Annotated in this window: 15 protein-coding genes; 10 read left to right on the forward strand and 5 right to left on the reverse strand. The window is 37.7% G+C overall.

Going from position 1 to position 15,835, the window contains the following annotated elements; genetic code table 11:
* Position 1: 1 nt before the first annotated feature.
* From QRD02_RS09535 to QRD02_RS09560, 6 genes are all read left to right on the forward strand, one after another.
* Positions 2-1,384 (forward strand): CsgG/HfaB family protein, encoded by a 1,383-nt coding sequence (locus tag QRD02_RS09535; RefSeq protein ID WP_290254713.1) that lies wholly within the window; start codon positions 2-4, stop codon positions 1,382-1,384.
* Between the two features lie 21 nt (positions 1,385-1,405).
* The gene (locus QRD02_RS09540) at positions 1,406-2,929 is read left to right on the forward strand and encodes a carboxypeptidase regulatory-like domain-containing protein (RefSeq protein ID WP_290254714.1); all 1,524 of its coding nucleotides are present in this window, start codon (positions 1,406-1,408) and stop codon (positions 2,927-2,929) included.
* Between the two features lie 81 nt (positions 2,930-3,010).
* The gene (locus QRD02_RS09545) at positions 3,011-4,189 is read left to right on the forward strand and encodes an AIR synthase related protein (RefSeq protein WP_290254715.1); all 1,179 of its coding nucleotides are present in this window, start codon (positions 3,011-3,013) and stop codon (positions 4,187-4,189) included.
* A gap of 139 nt (positions 4,190-4,328) precedes the next feature.
* Positions 4,329-5,405 carry a peptide chain release factor 1 gene (prfA, locus tag QRD02_RS09550; protein ID WP_290254716.1) on the forward strand — a complete coding sequence of 359 codons (1,077 nt, stop codon included), beginning with the start codon at positions 4,329-4,331 and terminating at the stop codon, positions 5,403-5,405.
* A 28-nt stretch (positions 5,406-5,433) separates the two neighbouring features.
* Positions 5,434-6,255, forward strand: a complete 822-nt coding sequence (gene pyrF / locus QRD02_RS09555; RefSeq protein WP_290254717.1) for an orotidine-5'-phosphate decarboxylase — start codon at positions 5,434-5,436, stop codon at positions 6,253-6,255.
* The gene (locus QRD02_RS09560) at positions 6,242-7,021 is read left to right on the forward strand and encodes an ABC transporter substrate-binding protein (RefSeq protein ID WP_290254718.1); all 780 of its coding nucleotides are present in this window, start codon (positions 6,242-6,244) and stop codon (positions 7,019-7,021) included. The genes pyrF and QRD02_RS09560 overlap by 14 nt, the downstream gene beginning before the upstream one ends.
* 2 nt (positions 7,022-7,023) lie before the next feature.
* On the opposite strand, the gene QRD02_RS14415 is transcribed toward QRD02_RS09560, so the two are convergent.
* From QRD02_RS14415 to QRD02_RS09575, 4 genes are all read right to left on the reverse strand, one after another.
* A complete protein-coding gene (locus QRD02_RS14415) occupies positions 7,024-7,206 on the reverse strand; it encodes a Lacal_2735 family protein (protein WP_353959575.1) in 183 nt (60 codons plus the stop codon).
* Positions 7,207-7,323: 117 nt separating this feature from the next.
* Complete coding sequence (locus QRD02_RS09565; RefSeq protein WP_290254719.1) at positions 7,324-8,055, reverse strand: DUF4197 domain-containing protein; 732 nt, start codon at positions 8,053-8,055, stop codon at positions 7,324-7,326.
* A 65-nt stretch (positions 8,056-8,120) separates the two neighbouring features.
* Positions 8,121-9,074 carry a T9SS type A sorting domain-containing protein gene (locus QRD02_RS09570; RefSeq protein ID WP_290254720.1) on the reverse strand — a complete coding sequence of 318 codons (954 nt, stop codon included), beginning with the start codon at positions 9,072-9,074 and terminating at the stop codon, positions 8,121-8,123.
* 99 nt (positions 9,075-9,173) lie between these two features.
* Complete coding sequence (locus QRD02_RS09575; protein ID WP_290254721.1) at positions 9,174-10,124, reverse strand: T9SS type A sorting domain-containing protein; 951 nt, start codon at positions 10,122-10,124, stop codon at positions 9,174-9,176.
* Positions 10,125-10,287: 163 nt separating this feature from the next.
* On the opposite strand from QRD02_RS09575, the gene QRD02_RS09580 reads away from it, so the two are divergent.
* The 3 genes from QRD02_RS09580 (at position 10,288) to QRD02_RS09590 (ending at position 14,741) form a co-directional block, all read left to right on the forward strand.
* A complete protein-coding gene (locus QRD02_RS09580; protein WP_290254722.1) occupies positions 10,288-13,713 on the forward strand; it encodes a methylmalonyl-CoA mutase family protein in 3,426 nt (1,141 codons plus the stop codon).
* Positions 13,714-13,776: 63 nt separating this feature from the next.
* Positions 13,777-14,277: an Xre family toxin-antitoxin system antitoxin gene (locus tag QRD02_RS09585; RefSeq protein WP_290254723.1), complete on the forward strand. Its 501-nt coding sequence runs from the start codon at positions 13,777-13,779 to the stop codon at positions 14,275-14,277.
* Positions 14,278-14,279: 2 nt separating this feature from the next.
* A complete protein-coding gene (locus QRD02_RS09590) occupies positions 14,280-14,741 on the forward strand; it encodes an RES family NAD+ phosphorylase (RefSeq protein WP_290254724.1) in 462 nt (153 codons plus the stop codon).
* A 74-nt stretch (positions 14,742-14,815) separates the two neighbouring features.
* Here QRD02_RS09590 and QRD02_RS09595 read toward each other — a convergent pair whose 3' ends face one another.
* On the reverse strand, positions 14,816-15,211 hold the full coding sequence (locus QRD02_RS09595; protein ID WP_290254725.1) for a hypothetical protein: 396 nt from the start codon (positions 15,209-15,211) through the stop codon (positions 14,816-14,818).
* 118 nt (positions 15,212-15,329) lie between these two features.
* Here QRD02_RS09595 and QRD02_RS09600 point away from each other — a divergent pair, with 118 nt between their 5' ends.
* Complete coding sequence (locus QRD02_RS09600; RefSeq protein ID WP_290254726.1) at positions 15,330-15,773, forward strand: Lrp/AsnC family transcriptional regulator; 444 nt, start codon at positions 15,330-15,332, stop codon at positions 15,771-15,773.
* Positions 15,774-15,835 lie beyond the last annotated feature (62 nt).

Raw genomic sequence — 15,835 nt, forward strand, 5'->3', positions numbered from 1 at the left:
CATGAAAATAATTTACAAAGCTATACCATTTCTGGTAACTTTATTTTTATCCTCTTGCTCGGCATATTTTAATCAACCGATGTTCCAGGAACCTTCCAGGACCGGCGAATTGTCTAAATCTACAAACAAACTTTTGGATTTACCACCTGCTGCACAACCTGTTGAAGTTGCTGTCTATAATTTTAGCGATCAGACCGGTCAATATAAGGCAGTAGAGTTGGGAAGTACATTTAGTACTGCAGTTTCACAAGGAGGAACTACAATGTTGATAAAAGCTTTAGAGGATTCGGGCTGGTTCATTCCAATTGAGAGAGAGAATTTAAATAATTTATCCACGGAAAGAAATATTATCCGAAATACGAAACAGGAATATGTTAAAAACCTAAATCCAAACGAACCGCCGTTGCCACCATTATTATATGCTGGTTTATTGTTGGAAGGGGGGGTGATTTCTTACGATACCAATATTATAACTGGGGGAATAGGAGCGAGATATTTTGGCTTGGGCGGTTCCGCAAAATATAGACAGGACCGAATTACCGTCTACTTAAGGGCAGTTTCCACCAGTAATGGCGAAATCTTAAAAACGGTTTACGTTTCAAAAACTATCCTTTCGCAGGCTATCGACGCTAGCTTTTTCCGCTTCGTTAAATTTCAACGATTATTGGAAGCAGAGACAGGGGTAACTCAGAACGAACCCGTGCAATTGGCCATGAAGGATGCCATTGAGAAGGCCGTTCATGACCTGATTATTGAAGGTATTCAAAAACAATTCTGGAGCTCACAAGGTGGAAAGGAAGTAAATGATCAACTAGTTGCTGAATATATAGCTGAAAAGGAAACGGATGAATCAACACTGCTGTTTGATAGATTACAAGTGGGAAGGGATGCACAAAATACTTTAGGAATTTCATTAGGGGGCAATTTACCTGATAATGATTATTCAACCCAAGAGCTGGGATTTTTGGGAAGTTTGGAGTATGGAAGGCATTTTGGACGATTTTTTAACGTGAATTTAAAAACATCGGTTTTTAGAATTGATAATGGTAGACAGTATAGAAATGTTTTTGCAAGTGCAGACATTAATGGGCAATTCGCATTACTTCCAAATGATAAGCTCACGCCTTTTGTTTATGCAGGTTCTGGTGTAATTATTAGTTTGTTGGATCCGAAAAATGACAATGCCTTTGATACCGGTGAACCATTTTTTAAGGTTCAGTACGGAGTGGGCCTAGAATATTTTATTTCGAAAAAAGTAGGAGTAAAATTATTCGGTGAACATAACCTTGTTTTTACCGATAAGTTAGAGAAAGCCGTCCAAGGTAAGAGGAACGATTTTTATTTTAATTTTGGGGTGGGCGTAAATTATTATTTTAAACTATAAAAAATTTAATAATATAAGACAATGAAAAAATTGATAACCTTATTTTCTGTATGTCTATTTCTTTTACATATCAGTTGTAGTGAAGACACGATAGATGTTGTGTTGATGGGAAATCTTTCCGGAAAGGTTACAGACAAATTAACAGGGGTACCGTTGGAAAATGTGAAAATAACAACAAATCCAGCATCTACGACCGTTTTCACGGATTCAATAGGGAGGTTTAGAATTAATAATATACCAGTAGATGATTATTCCGTCCAAGCTGAATTGAGTGGTTATGCCGCAGGTTTTGAAGCTACGGCCGTTACTGAAGGCCAGACTGCCGCAGTTTCTTTTGAGCTCTCCTTAGCTAATTCTGATAACAATCCACCCACTATTCCAATTTTGATATCACCCGAAGATGGCGCGGTAGATTTGCCTCTGGAAGTACAATTCATTTGGGAAGCCTCCGATCCAGAAGATGATGAGCTTTCTTATACGCTAGATTTGCGAAATGGAAGCACTGATGAAGTTCAAGTTTTTGAAGTAGGCCAGGATACTACCTTTACGGTAAGCAATCTTCAATTGGCCACGAAATATTTTTGGCAAGTTACGGTCACCGATGAAACAAATGATCCTGTGAGTTCGCTTATTAGTGAATTTAAAACGCTTACATTGCCTGACAATCCATATATTTTTGTAAAGGAAAAAAATGGAAGTCTTGTTATATTTTCAGGGGCACAGGATACGGTAACTGGAGGAAATACCACACCGGATTTCAATGTTCTGCAGCTAACCAGTGATAACACAAATAGTTTTAGACCTCGAAAAAGCAACATTCTTAAAAGAATTGCCTTTTTGCGCAATTCCGGGGGGAATACGAATATTTTTACAATGAATTATGACGGAACAGATGTTAGACAAATAACCAGTCAAAGACCTTTAGCTGGGTTCAGAACTGAAGAATTAGATTTTACTTGGGCTAAAAATGATAGTAAACTATATTATCCATATTTTGATAAATTATATTCTGTAAATTCGGATGGGAGCGGATTTATGTTAGAATACACCACAAGTGATGGTGCCTTTATTTCAGAAGTCGCCGTTCCGGAATTTGATGACAATTTAGTGTTGTTAAAAACGAATAACCCAAGCGGATATGACGTACGTATTTATACGGCAAGAATTGATACGGATACAGAGGAAACCATTATTCTGGAAAATGTAAGTGGCGCGGCCGGAGGAATTGACATTACGTCAAATGCCGATAGTGTTGTATACACCTGGGATAAAAGTGGAAATCAAAATTCCTCCTATAAAATTTCTGAAAGCAGAATATTTCTTTTTACAATAGGAAGCGGAAATCCTCCCATGGAATTGGACACAAACGCCATTCCTGGCGAAAATGATTTGGATGTCAAATATTCCCCCTCCGAAGGTGGCGTAATATTTACACGGGTCAAAAGTAACTTTGGAGCGGATCCAGCTATCTATTCATTTTCATTTGACCAAAATCAGGAGGATCAATTATTATTTACTAAAGCATTTATGCCCGACTGGCAATAATTCGCTAAAAAATTCAAATCACTAAAGCCCACCTTTGTGGGCTTTTTTTTAATCCGTACTTTTGCAACTTAATCAATTTCAATGAGCAAAGAAATTTCAAAAAGGTATGCCCAACGTGGCGTTTCTGCAGGAAAGGAAGACGTACACAATGCTATTAAAAATGTGGACAAAGGTCTTTTCCCAAAAGCATTTTGCAAAATTGTTCCGGATTTTTTGACGGGTGATGAAAAGCATTGCCTTATCATGCACGCTGATGGAGCCGGTACAAAATCTTCACTTGCTTATACTTATTGGAAGGAAACAGGTGATATTTCGGTTTGGAAAGGTATTGCTCAAGATGCCCTAATAATGAATATCGATGATTTGCTATGCGTCGGTGCTGTCGATAATATTATGCTATCATCAACTATTGGCAGGAACAAAAACTTAATTTCCGGAGAAGTCATCTCGGAAATAATAAATGGTACGGAGGAATTGATTTCGGAAATGAAACAATTTGGCGTAACCATTCATTCCACAGGAGGGGAAACGGCAGATGTTGGTGACCTGGTTAGAACCATTATAGTAGATTCCACGGTTACTGCCCGTATGAAACGTTCAGATGTTATTGATAACCGAAATATTAAACCAGGTGATGTTATTGTGGGTTTAGCCTCTTTCGGACAGGCTTCTTATGAAAGGGAATTTAATGGGGGCATGGGCAGCAATGGCCTCACTTCAGCAAGACATGATGTTTTCCAAAAATATTTGGCCGAAAAATATCCCGAAAGCTTTGACGCTTCCATGAATAATGATTTGGTTTATTCGGGATCAAAAATGCTCACGGATACTGTGGAAAATAGTCCGTTGAATGCTGGAAAATTAGTGCTTTCGCCAACAAGAACTTACGCACCAATTATTAAGGAAGTGCTTTCCATATTTTCTAATAAGGATATTCATGGAATGGTTCACTGCAGTGGTGGGGCGCAGACAAAGATTCTTCATTTTATTGAAAACCTGCATATCATAAAAAATAATCTGTTTCAAATTCCACCACTTTTTAAGCTAATTCAATCAGAGAGCGGAACAGATTGGAAGGAAATGTACCAAGTTTTCAATATGGGCCATCGAATGGAACTTTATGTACCCGAAGAGATTGCACAAACTATTATCAATATTTCGAAATCCTTCAATGTTGAAGCAAAAATTATAGGCAGGGTAGAAGCTTCAGAAACTAAAAAATTGACCATCACTACGGAAATGGGAAGTTTTGAATATTAAATGTGGTAAGCAATATATAACTCGATTTTAACCTATCTGAATGCCTTGCACTTGGCTTTATAAAAAGGGAAAATTTCCATATTTACCACAGTTTTCATTCTTTAAAAAAGTGTAAATTTGCACCCATTACAAAAACAATATGTTAGACAGGCTTCAAATTATAAAACAACGTTTTGACGAGGTAAGTGACCTAATTATTCAACCAGATATTATCAGTGACCAAAAACGGTATATCCAGTTAAATAAAGAATATAAAGACCTTCGAATTTTGATGGAAAAGCGCTCGGAATTTATGGAGCTTACCGATAATATAAACGAAGCTGAAGAAATTATTGCAGACGGAAGCGACGTTGAAATGATTGAAATGGCGAAATTGCAATTGGAAGAGGCCAAAGTACGTTTGCCAAAATTAGAAGAAGAAATTAAATTCCTGTTGGTACCTAAAGATCCCGAGGATGCGAAAAATGCGGTAATGGAAATTAGGGCGGGAACCGGTGGTGACGAAGCCAGTATCTTTGCTGGCGATCTTTTCCGAATGTACACTAAATATTGCGAGAGCAAAGGTTGGAAAACTAATGTGATTGATTTTAATGAAGGAACTAGTGGCGGCTTTAAAGAAGTGCAAATTGAGATAGAAGGCGAAGATGTTTATGGCACACTTAAGTTTGAGGCAGGCGTACACCGCGTACAGCGAGTTCCGCAGACCGAAACCCAGGGCCGCGTTCATACCAGTGCCGCAACGGTAATGGTGTTTCCGGAAGCTGAAGAATTTGATATTGAAGTGAATCCAAAGGATGTAAGAGTAGATTTTTTCTGTTCATCGGGTCCAGGTGGTCAATCGGTAAACACTACTTACTCAGCGGTGCGTTTAACCCATATTCCCACGGGAATTGTGGCACAGTGCCAAGATCAAAAGTCACAACACAAAAATAAGGAGAAAGCATTTAGAGTACTTCGATCCCGATTGTATGATCTTGAACTTGCCAAAAAGCAGGCAGAAGATGCTCTTAAGCGGGGATCGATGGTGACGAGTGGAGATAGGAGCGCAAAAATTAGAACCTATAATTATCCGCAGGGCCGGGTGACGGATCATCGAATTAACCTTACGCTCTACAATTTGGGGAATATTATGAACGGTGACGTTCAAGAAATAATAAATGAACTTCAATTAGTGAGCAACACCGAAAAATTAAAGGAAACGGGCGAAACTTTTTAATCTCAATTCCTTCTGAAACAATCTTATCATGACTATTGAAAATTTAATTTCAGAAATTAGGAAAAAAAACTCCTTTCTCTGCGTTGGTCTCGATGTTGATCTCGATAAAATTCCTCCCTTTCTGTTAATGGAAGATGATCCAATTTTTTCATTCAACAAAGCAATAATTGATGCGACGCATACTTTCACGGTTGCTTATAAACCTAATACGGCTTTTTATGAGGCATATGGCATAAAAGGCTGGAAGGCATTGGAAAAAACAATAAAATATTTAAACACAGCCTATCCCGAAATTTTCACAATAGCCGATGCAAAACGAGGCGATATCGGCAACACGTCCACTAGATATGCTAAAGCTTTTTTTGATGATTTGGGATTCGATTCCGTAACCGTCGCACCTTATATGGGAAGAGACTCTGTGGAACCTTTTCTCGCTTTTGAAAATAAACATACTATTTTATTGGCACTTACCTCAAATGAAGGTGCTGCAGATTTCCAAACCTTAAAAAACGGGAAAGAAGATTTCTATAAACAAGTTTTACGGATTTCCAAAACTTGGAAAAATTCGGAAAATCTTATGTATGTGGCTGGTGCCACTAAGGCTGAATATCTTGCGGAAATTCGGGAGTTGGTCCCCCACAATTTTTTATTGGTTCCAGGTATTGGCGCCCAAGGCGGAAATTTGAAAGAAGTGTGCAAATATGGTCTGACGGAAAATGTTGGTCTCTTAATAAATTCTTCTCGGTCTATTATTTATGCTTCAAATAATTCTGATTTTGCGGAAGCAGCTGCTAACGAAGCAGCCAAAATGCAACTTGAAATGAAAGCTATTCTCAATGGAATTCATTGATCAAATAGGTAGACGGATTGATTTAAATAAAACGCCTTCAAGAATTGTTTCCTTAGTTCCCTCACAAACCGAGTTAATAGTAACTCTTGGTTTGGAAACCCAACTTGTGGGAATCACGAAATTCTGCGTACACCCCTCGCACTTACGAGCTGAGAAAACGATTGTTGGAGGTACAAAAAAAGTTAATTATGAGAAAATAAAAGCGCTACAGCCGGATGTGATTATATGTAACAAGGAGGAGAATACCCGCGAAATGGTACTTCGTTTAGAAACCATTGCTCCTGTTTGGGTTAGCGATATTTCTTCCATTTCCCAGAGTAATGAGATGATTGAAAAGCTTGGGACACTTTTTGGAAAAAAGAGACAGGCATTAAATTTAATTTCAAAGATTGAAACGGAATTAAATGATTTTCAAATTTATATGAAATTGGTTCCAAGGAAAAAGGTGATTTATACAATCTGGAAAGATCCCTTTATGGCCGCTGGTAGAAATACTTTTATAAACACTCTTCTCGAATTGAATAATTTCGAAAATTGCATAATTGAGGAAAACTCCCGCTATCCCATCATCTCATTGAATGAAATGGACCGTGCCGAATTGGTTCTTCTCTCCACAGAACCTTATCCTTTTAATAAGCACCATGTTGTAGCTTTGCAAAATGAAATCAGAAGAAAAGTACGGTTAGTAAATGGCGAGTACTTTAGTTGGTATGGCAGCAGACTGTTATTCGCTTTTGATTATTTCAGAAGCCTTCACCAAGTTTAGGATTATTTATCGCCTCGCCGAAGTGTTAAATATTTAATTTCCTGATAAAGTTTATCTGCCTGATTATGAATTTTATCGCTTTGTTCCGTATCCCTTAAAGCTATTTCGAAAGATCTCCTCATTAAAAAGGTGTATCTCTCTTTCAATTTTTCTATTCTACTTTTCTTTCTGAACCAGTGCATCATTTCTCTTTCGCTTGTAATAACAAATATACTTTTGAAATACCGAAGTAATTATTAACGTCAGGTTAATGGAGTCTTAAAACTATAAAAAATGCTTTCTACCAAAGTGAAATTTAATTGCTAATCCTGAAGAGCGAAAACTTGTTTTAATAGCGGAGTGGTCCGGGCAGATATATTATTCCGAATTTGTTTTTCCTCTATGCTTATCATTTTATATACACCTTTGAGTGCTTCATTGGTTACGTAATCCGTAAGATCTGGATTTACTCTTGTTACAAAGGGTACAGAATTGTATTTTGTAATAATGTTGCTCCAAATTTGGTCCGCACCCACTTTTGAGAATGAAGTTTTAATAACGGGATTAAATTTAGAGTATAGAGCATTCGTAGTTCGCTGCTCTAAATATTGTGTAGCAGCATTGTCTGCTCCTAAAAGTATATTTTTTGCATCTGTAAATGTTATTTCTTTAACCGCATTCACAAATATTGGGGTTGCCTCTCTCACGGCATCTTCCGCCGCACGGTTCAAAACTTTCAAACCTTCATCGGCTAAACTTCCTAAGCCAATATCACGCAGAGTTTGATCTACTTTCTGTAATTCTTGGGGCAGTGTTATTTTAACTAATTGGTTTTTGTAAAAACCATCCTTCTGGGTGAGCTTTGTCACTTGCTTATCAATTCCCAAATCTAACGCTTGCCTTAAACCTTTTGCAATGGTATTGGTATCAATTCCAATTCCTGATTGATTGGGAAGTGTGTCTACCACATGTTGCAATTCGGCACAGGAAATAAGCGCAAATGTGGTGCAAAGAAGTAATATTTTTTTAAACCGCATATATTTTATGTTTATCATTTTTCAAATATAAAAAAGGCCCTACGATATCGAAGGGCCTTTTCTGTAAAAATATTTTTGGCTATTTATTTAAGCACTTTAACCGTCTTTGAAGAATCTCCGATAGTTACTTTAACTAGATAAGATCCAGAAGCTAGGTTCCCCATGTTGATTGCTGGTGAAATTTTTCCAGGGTTTTCTTGAAGAACAACTTTTCCTAATAAATCATAAACAGTAACATTGTCAACAGCAGTACTTGACTTAATGTTCAACATATCCTTTACTGGGTTCGGATAAACTGAGAATTTAGCTGCCGAGAATTCATCAACACCTACAGTTGTAATGTCACCATTATAAAGGGTTACGTCATCTATGTACATTTCATTATGGGCAGTTGCTGAATAGAAGTCCAAACCTGCCAATTCAATAAACACTTGCGTGTTAAATGCAAATGGATGTGCAAAAAAGAATTGAACATCATCAATGTACATATCCCAAGTTTCATTGTCAAGATCATAAACGCAATCCACTTTAAACCATTGATCCTCTGGATATGTAAAAGAAGCTGCTGATAGTGTACATTCCTGACCTGCTGGACTTTGGTCAATGGTACCGATACCGCCAGATGCACCGTCACAGTTAAAGAATATATTACCACCCATTAAGGCTTGTACCCACGCGGAACCTTCAGGAGTTAACGCAGCTTGCATGTTGAAATATCCTCCCTTTCCGGCAGGAATATATGCGTGAAATTGAATTGAATAGATGCCACTTGTTGGGGCTGAAGGCACCAAAAGCATTAAATCGGTGGCGAGGTTTCCAGGAATTAGAATAGATTGTAAACCGGAAAGAGCTTCATCATCTACAACGTTTGCCTCATCGGCACCGCCATCAACACCACTCCATGTTCTCCAATGTGGAGATTGAGCTGAAATACCTCCTAAATTATATGATTCAATGTCATCATATAGCTCCTGTTGAGCATTTGATGTAAAACTAAATGCTCCTAAAAGAAGCGCTACTAGGTAAACTTTTTTCATAATTTTAATTTTATAATGTTTAATATTAAAGAATCTACTATTTTAAAGAAAAAAGGCTCTTCGACCGAAGAGCCTTTTATCAAAAGCTTTATGAAATTTTTATTTCAATACTTTAACTGTTTTTGAAGAATCTCCGATGGTCACTTTAACTAAGTAAGATCCAGAAGCCAGATTGCTCATGTTGATTGCTGGAGAAATTTTTCCAGGGTTCTCTTGAAGAACTACTTTTCCTAATATATCGTAAACAGTTACATTGTCAACAGCAGTGCTAGACTTAATGTTCAACATATCTTTCACTGGGTTTGGATATACGGAAAATTTGTCAGCTGAAAAATCATTCACGCCTGCAGTCGTGATATCACCACTATAAAAAGTAACGTTATCTATAAACATTTCATTCGCAGCACTTGCAGAATAGAAATCTAATCCGGCTAATTCAATAAATACTTGAGGGCCAAATGCGAATGGGTAATCAAATACAAATTGAATATCGTCAATATACATATCCCATGCCTGACCATCGATGTCATACACACAAGTAACTTTGAACCACTGATCTTCAGGATAGGTAAAGGCTGCATCACCGGCTACAGGCACACAATCAATTGCGCCAGAAACGCTTCCAATTCCCCCAGAGTTACCATCGCAGTTAAAATAAACGTTACCACCCATTAATGCTTGAACCCAAGCACTTCCTTCAGGAGTAACTGCGGCCTGCATATTAAAATACCCAGCTTTCCCAGCAGGAATATAAGAATAAAATTCAATGGAGTAGACTCCGCTAGTTGGTGCAGAAGGTACCAAGGCAATTAAATCTGTTAATGTGTTTCCTGGAATAAGAAGTGATTGTAATCCAGAAAAAGATTCGTCATCAACAACGTTTCCATCGTCAGACCCACCGTCAACCCCACTCCAAGTTCTCCACTGCGGAGACTGGGCAGATATTGGGCCTAGGTTATAAGATTCGAAATCATCTACAAGCTCAACTTGAGCATTAGATGAAAAACTAAATGCACCTAAAACTAGTGCTAAAATGTAAATTTTTTTCATAATGTTAAAATTTTAATTGTTTAATATTGATGACGCAAGATACAAAAATATTGAATGAACGCAACACTTTTCTAAATTTTTTGTGATATCAATATTCACCGAAAGTGTTATGTTCGTTGCGTTTTAACTAAATTTGCAATTAATAAAATTAAGCATAACAATCATGCAACAGATAAATCCCTACAAACCAAAACATAAAGTACGCATTGTTACTGCCGCCTCTCTTTTTGATGGCCACGACGCTGCCATCAATATTATGCGAAGAATTATTCAATCCACTGGTGTTGAAGTTATTCACTTAGGTCATGATAGAAGTGTGGAGGAGGTTGTAAATACTGCCATTCAGGAAGATGCCAATGCCATTGCCCTCACCTCATATCAAGGTGGGCATAATGAATATTTTAAGTATATGTATGATCTTTTGAAGGAAAGAGGTGCGGGACATATTAAGATTTTTGGCGGCGGCGGCGGAGTAATTCTTCCTTCAGAAATAGAAGAATTAATGGCATATGGCATAACAAGAATATACGCTCCCGATGATGGAAGGGAAATGGGCCTGCAAGGAATGATCAATGACTTGGTGGAACAGTCCGATTTTGCTATTGGAAATTCCCTTAATGGAGAACTAGAAAATCTATCGCAAAGAAGTAGTGGTGCAATTGCTCGGATAATTTCTTCAGCTGAAAATTTTCCTGAGGTTGCTAAGGATACCCTTGAGAAAATTCACATTAAAAACAAAAAAAACAAGACACCGATTCTTGGAATAACCGGCACCGGAGGGGCAGGAAAATCCTCATTGGTTGATGAATTGGTGCGCAGATTTCTAATTGATTTCCCGCAAAAAACAATAGGCATAATTTCAGTAGATCCTTCTAAAAGAAAAACTGGGGGCGCATTGTTGGGCGATCGCATTCGAATGAACGCTATAAACTCCCCAAGGGTATATATGCGCAGTTTGGCCACCAGACAAAGCAATCTTGCACTTTCAAAATATGTTTCTGAGGCCATACAAGTTCTCAAGGCGGCGGAATTTGATCTTATAATATTGGAAACTTCCGGAATAGGCCAAAGTGATACGGAGATATTAGAGCACAGTGACATTTCCTTATACGTAATGACTCCAGAATTTGGCGCAGCTACCCAACTTGAAAAAATTGATATGCTAGATTTCGCGGATTTGGTGGCTATCAACAAATTTGATAAACGTGGTTCTTTGGATGCTTTGCGCGACGTAAAAAAACAATATGTAAGAAACCATTTGCTTTGGGACACGCCACAAGACCAACTGCCCGTTTACGGTACCATTGCTTCTCAGTTCAATGATCCCGGGATGAACAAACTCTATAAGGCGGTAATGGAAAAAATTGTTGAAAAAACCCGGGCTGATCTAAGCAGTGATCTTCACATTCCAGAAGAAATGGGTGAAAAGGTTTTTGTTATTCCACCATCACGCACGCGTTATCTTTCTGAAATTGCAGAGAATAATCGTAATTATGATAAAGATACTTTAGATCAAGCGGAAGTAGCCCAAAAATTATACGGTATCTTTAAAACAATAGAATCCGTATCCGGCAAAAAAATTAATATTGATAAAGGCGGAATTGTATCAGAATCCATCGCCAATTCTGAAAAAAATGAGGATTTGTTAAAATTGCTGCTAGCTGAATTTGATCGCGAAAAGCTTAATTTGAATCCCTATAACTGGGAGGTTATAATTGGCTGGGAAGAAAAAGTAGCAAAATATAAAAATCCAATTTATACCTTTAAGGTTCGGGCAAAGGAAATAAATATACAAACCCACACGGAATCGCTCTCACATACACAAATCCCGAAAGTTTCATTGCCAAAATACAAGGCTTGGGGTGATATTTTATGGTGGTGTTTGCAGGAAAATGTACCGGGAGAATTTCCGTATACTTCCGGACTTTATCCTTTCAAAAGAACTGGCGAGGACCCTGCGCGAATGTTTGCGGGGGAAGGTGGTCCGGAACGCACTAACCGTCGTTTTCATTACGTAAGTTTAGGATTGCCGGCAAAAAGACTTTCCACCGCATTTGACAGTGTTACTTTATATGGCAATGATCCCGATGTTCGGCCTGATATTTATGGTAAAATCGGAAATGCAGGTGTTTCAATCTGCTGCTTGGATGATGCCAAAAAATTATATTCCGGTTTTGATTTAAGTCATCCCATGACCTCTGTGAGTATGACCATTAATGGCCCTGCGCCTATGCTGCTCGGCTTTTTTATGAATGCAGCTATTGACCAAAATTGTGAGAAATATATAATTGAGCATAACCTCGAAAAGGAAGTTGAAGAAAAAATTAGTAATATTTACAAGAAGAAAGGTATTGAACGTCCTAAATATTTTGGCGATTTACCGCAGAGCAATAATGGCTTGGGGCTAATGTTGCTTGGAGTGACGGGCGATCAAGTTTTGGACGAATCTATTTATAATACCATAAAATTTGAAACCCTACAGCAAGTTCGTGGCACTGTTCAAGCAGATATTCTGAAGGAAGACCAGGCCCAAAATACTTGCATATTTTCTACTGAATTTGCGCTACGTTTGATGGGTGATGTACAGGAATATTTTATTCAAAACAAGATTCGGAATTTTTATTCTGTTTCCATCAGCGGTTACCACATTGCTGAAGCCGGCGCAAATCCTATAACTCAACTTGCGTTTACGCTGGCCAATGGTTTCACATATGTGGAATATTATTTGAGCCGCGGGATGGATATTAATGAGTTTGGACCAAATTTATCCTTTTTCTTCAGTAACGGAATAGATCCGGAATATGCAGTAATTGGTCGGGTAGCTAGGAAAATATGGGCAAAGGCCTTAAAAAATAAGTATGGCGCAAATTCTCGGGCGCAAATGTTGAAGTACCATATCCAAACTTCTGGACGGTCACTCCATGCCCAAGAAATTGATTTTAATGATATTCGAACAACGCTCCAGGCCTTGTATGCTATATATGATAATTGCAACTCTTTGCATACCAATGCTTATGATGAAGCCATAACTACACCCACGGAGGAAAGTGTTCGTCGGGCAATGGCTATCCAATTAATTATCAATAAGGAACTCGGTCTGGCTAAAAATGAAAATCCCATCCAAGGTTCTTTTATTATCGAGGAATTAACGGACTTGGTGGAAGAGGCGGTATTGAAGGAGTTTGATAATATTACGGAACGCGGCGGAGTATTAGGAGCAATGGAAACCATGTATCAACGCAGTAAAATCCAGGAGGAGAGTCTTTACTATGAAACTTTAAAACACAATGGAGATTTTCCTATTATTGGTGTAAATACTTTTTTAAGCAGTAAAGGATCCCCCACTGTACTTCCCGCTCAAGTTATTCGTGCAACGGAAGAAGAAAAAAAGGTTCAGATCCGAACTCTGAATAACCTTCAGAAAATGTATGGAGAGGAGGCAGTAGCTTCCCTTAGTAAAGTTAAAGATGCAGCGGTGCATAATGAAAATATTTTCGAAGTGCTCATGGAGGCTACAAAAGTTTGCTCATTGGGACAAATCACGGAAGGTTTATTTGAAGTTGGTGGACAATACAGACGAAATATGTAAAAAGTAGAAAAACAATTTTCAAACACGACAAAAATTCGTATATTTGTGTCAAATGTCGTGATTATGAAAAATTTTTCCTCACATACCGAAGTTAATTTATCAAAAGAGCCCGAGGTTTTTTATCTTATCGACAATCCGTTTGATAGAATTGTAAGTGTGCTTGGAGGTACAAGTCAGGTGGGTCAAGTGGTAAATAGTGATATAGATTTAATTACGGTAACCCGAAAAGGGTTGCCAAAAAGTGTTGTATATTCCCTTTGTGAGGTGTTGGGTATTTCCATGGAAAAACTGAGCGATCTTCTTCATATTTCTCACCGGACCTTGCAGCGTAAGGCAGATGATGATTTGTTATCCGTATCCAGCACGGAACAGGTTTTTGAAATTGCGGATGTAGTATCAAAAGGTATTGAAGCGTTCGATACACTTGAAACTTTTAGAAGTTGGCTACACTCTACGCCTTATATTTTTAATGGCCAAAAGCCATTGGATTTTCTAGACACTAGATTTGGTATTCAATATGTCAAAAATATTATCGGGCGTATAGCGCACGGAATTCCTTCTTAATTGTGCGCATTTATCGGATTTCCAAAAATCAGTATATCAATGACTTGTCGGGAGAAGGTTCCCGGTTGTACGGGGGTCGCTGGAATCATATTGGGGAGGCGATGCTGTATTTTTCCCAGAATCTTTCCTTGAGTTTGCTTGAAATATTAGTGCATGTGGATTATCCTAGGCTACCCTTGGACTATTCTTTTTTAGAGGTTGAGATTCCCGATAATTCAATTAAAAATATTCAATCAATAGAATTCATTGAACCCAAATGGAGTACTGAAGCTGCTGTTAACCAACTTCAATTATTGGGATCCAATTGGCTTAAAAAAAATGAAAGCTTAGCAATGAAAATACCATCGGCGGTATTGCAGCCTGAAAATAATTTCTTGATCAACCCTATGCACAAGGATTTCCAAAAATTAAAGGTTATTAAATCTGGTAAATTGGATTTGGACCCTCGTTTATTTCGAAAATAAAAGAAGAGATGGCTATCCGTATTAAAATTTTTGATAAAATTTTATAGAAATTCACTTAAAATTCTGGACAAAACCTAAAGTGTTAACCCCCAAGTATGTTGCAATTTTCTAAACTTTTTCAATTCTTTTCTGAGCAAGGGTAAAAAATCCTTTCCATTGCTATTTACCCGTTCCAACCGTTCGCAATTTTTGTAGAGCAAGTTTGACAGCCGTTGGACCGAAGCAATGTATTTATGCTTTTCTTCCGAATAATGCTGATTTTCTGCCTTAAGAATCTGTGGGCCCAAAGATATGGATTGCTGCACCAAATCACCTGTGAAATAAATATTGGGATCTTCTTTCCCATTTTTTTGAAGTGATGCAATATCATGGCTAATATAATGAGCAATATGCCTGGCCAATGAAAATATTTCTAAGGATTTGTTATAAACAGCGGAATGTTGATGGTTTCCGAACGAGCGGGATGACATTTTATTTTTTTTTAAGCGTATCAAATTTAACTACAACATGGATTTATTCACAATTGATATTAAGGTTATATCATATATTTGCTTTAAATATTAATCAATATCTTATTAAATCTTTAATATGAGCATAGATTCCCTCAACTGGAAAATTCTCCATTGTCTCCAAAAAAATGCCCGGCAACCCAATACGGAAATAGGAAGAGAGGTGGGTATGAGCTCTCCCGCCGTTTCGGAAAGAATAAAAAAAATGGAAGATTCGGGTGTCATCAATGGTTATTTTACAGCTGTTTCGCCTTTTGAGGCGGGCTATCAGTTTAAAGCCATTATTACACTTCGGGCCTTTATGGGAAAATTAAAACCCTTTTTGGAAATTGTAAAAACCTATGACGAAGTGTTAAACTGTTATCGAATAACGGGAAATGAAAATATTGTAATGGAGGTAGTCCTTAAAAATCAGAAGCATCTAGAAGCATTCATAGATCAGTTGATTATTTATGGCGAAACAAAAACGCAAATTGTCCTTTCACACGTGGTAAAAAATAATGCATTGAAGCCGCTGAAATAATAAATTCATCTTGTTAAAACTGTAATAATTGGATTTGTTTTAAGACTAGTCTTTTCCTTTCA

Source organism: Aequorivita aurantiaca (assembly GCF_030410135.1).
Lineage (GTDB): Bacteria > Bacteroidota > Bacteroidia > Flavobacteriales > Flavobacteriaceae > Aequorivita > Aequorivita aurantiaca.

Coding starts and splice junctions, on each gene's coding strand:
- QRD02_RS09575 (WP_290254721.1), bottom strand. CDS start 10,124: ATGAAAAAAATTTACATTTTAGCACTAGTTTTAGGTGCATTTAGTTTT.
- QRD02_RS09600 (WP_290254726.1), top strand. CDS start 15,330: ATGAGCATAGATTCCCTCAACTGGAAAATTCTCCATTGTCTCCAAAAA.
- QRD02_RS09560 (WP_290254718.1), top strand. CDS start 6,242: ATGGAATTCATTGATCAAATAGGTAGACGGATTGATTTAAATAAAACG.
- pyrF (WP_290254717.1), top strand. CDS start 5,434: ATGACTATTGAAAATTTAATTTCAGAAATTAGGAAAAAAAACTCCTTT.
- QRD02_RS09540 (WP_290254714.1), top strand. CDS start 1,406: ATGAAAAAATTGATAACCTTATTTTCTGTATGTCTATTTCTTTTACAT.
- QRD02_RS09570 (WP_290254720.1), bottom strand. CDS start 9,074: ATGAAAAAAGTTTACCTAGTAGCGCTTCTTTTAGGAGCATTTAGTTTT.
- prfA (WP_290254716.1), top strand. CDS start 4,329: ATGTTAGACAGGCTTCAAATTATAAAACAACGTTTTGACGAGGTAAGT.
- QRD02_RS09595 (WP_290254725.1), bottom strand. CDS start 15,211: ATGTCATCCCGCTCGTTCGGAAACCATCAACATTCCGCTGTTTATAAC.
- QRD02_RS09585 (WP_290254723.1), top strand. CDS start 13,777: ATGAAAAATTTTTCCTCACATACCGAAGTTAATTTATCAAAAGAGCCC.
- QRD02_RS09535 (WP_290254713.1), top strand. CDS start 2: ATGAAAATAATTTACAAAGCTATACCATTTCTGGTAACTTTATTTTTA.
- QRD02_RS09545 (WP_290254715.1), top strand. CDS start 3,011: ATGAGCAAAGAAATTTCAAAAAGGTATGCCCAACGTGGCGTTTCTGCA.
- QRD02_RS09565 (WP_290254719.1), bottom strand. CDS start 8,055: ATGATAAACATAAAATATATGCGGTTTAAAAAAATATTACTTCTTTGC.
- QRD02_RS14415 (WP_353959575.1), bottom strand. CDS start 7,206: ATGATGCACTGGTTCAGAAAGAAAAGTAGAATAGAAAAATTGAAAGAG.
- QRD02_RS09580 (WP_290254722.1), top strand. CDS start 10,288: ATGCAACAGATAAATCCCTACAAACCAAAACATAAAGTACGCATTGTT.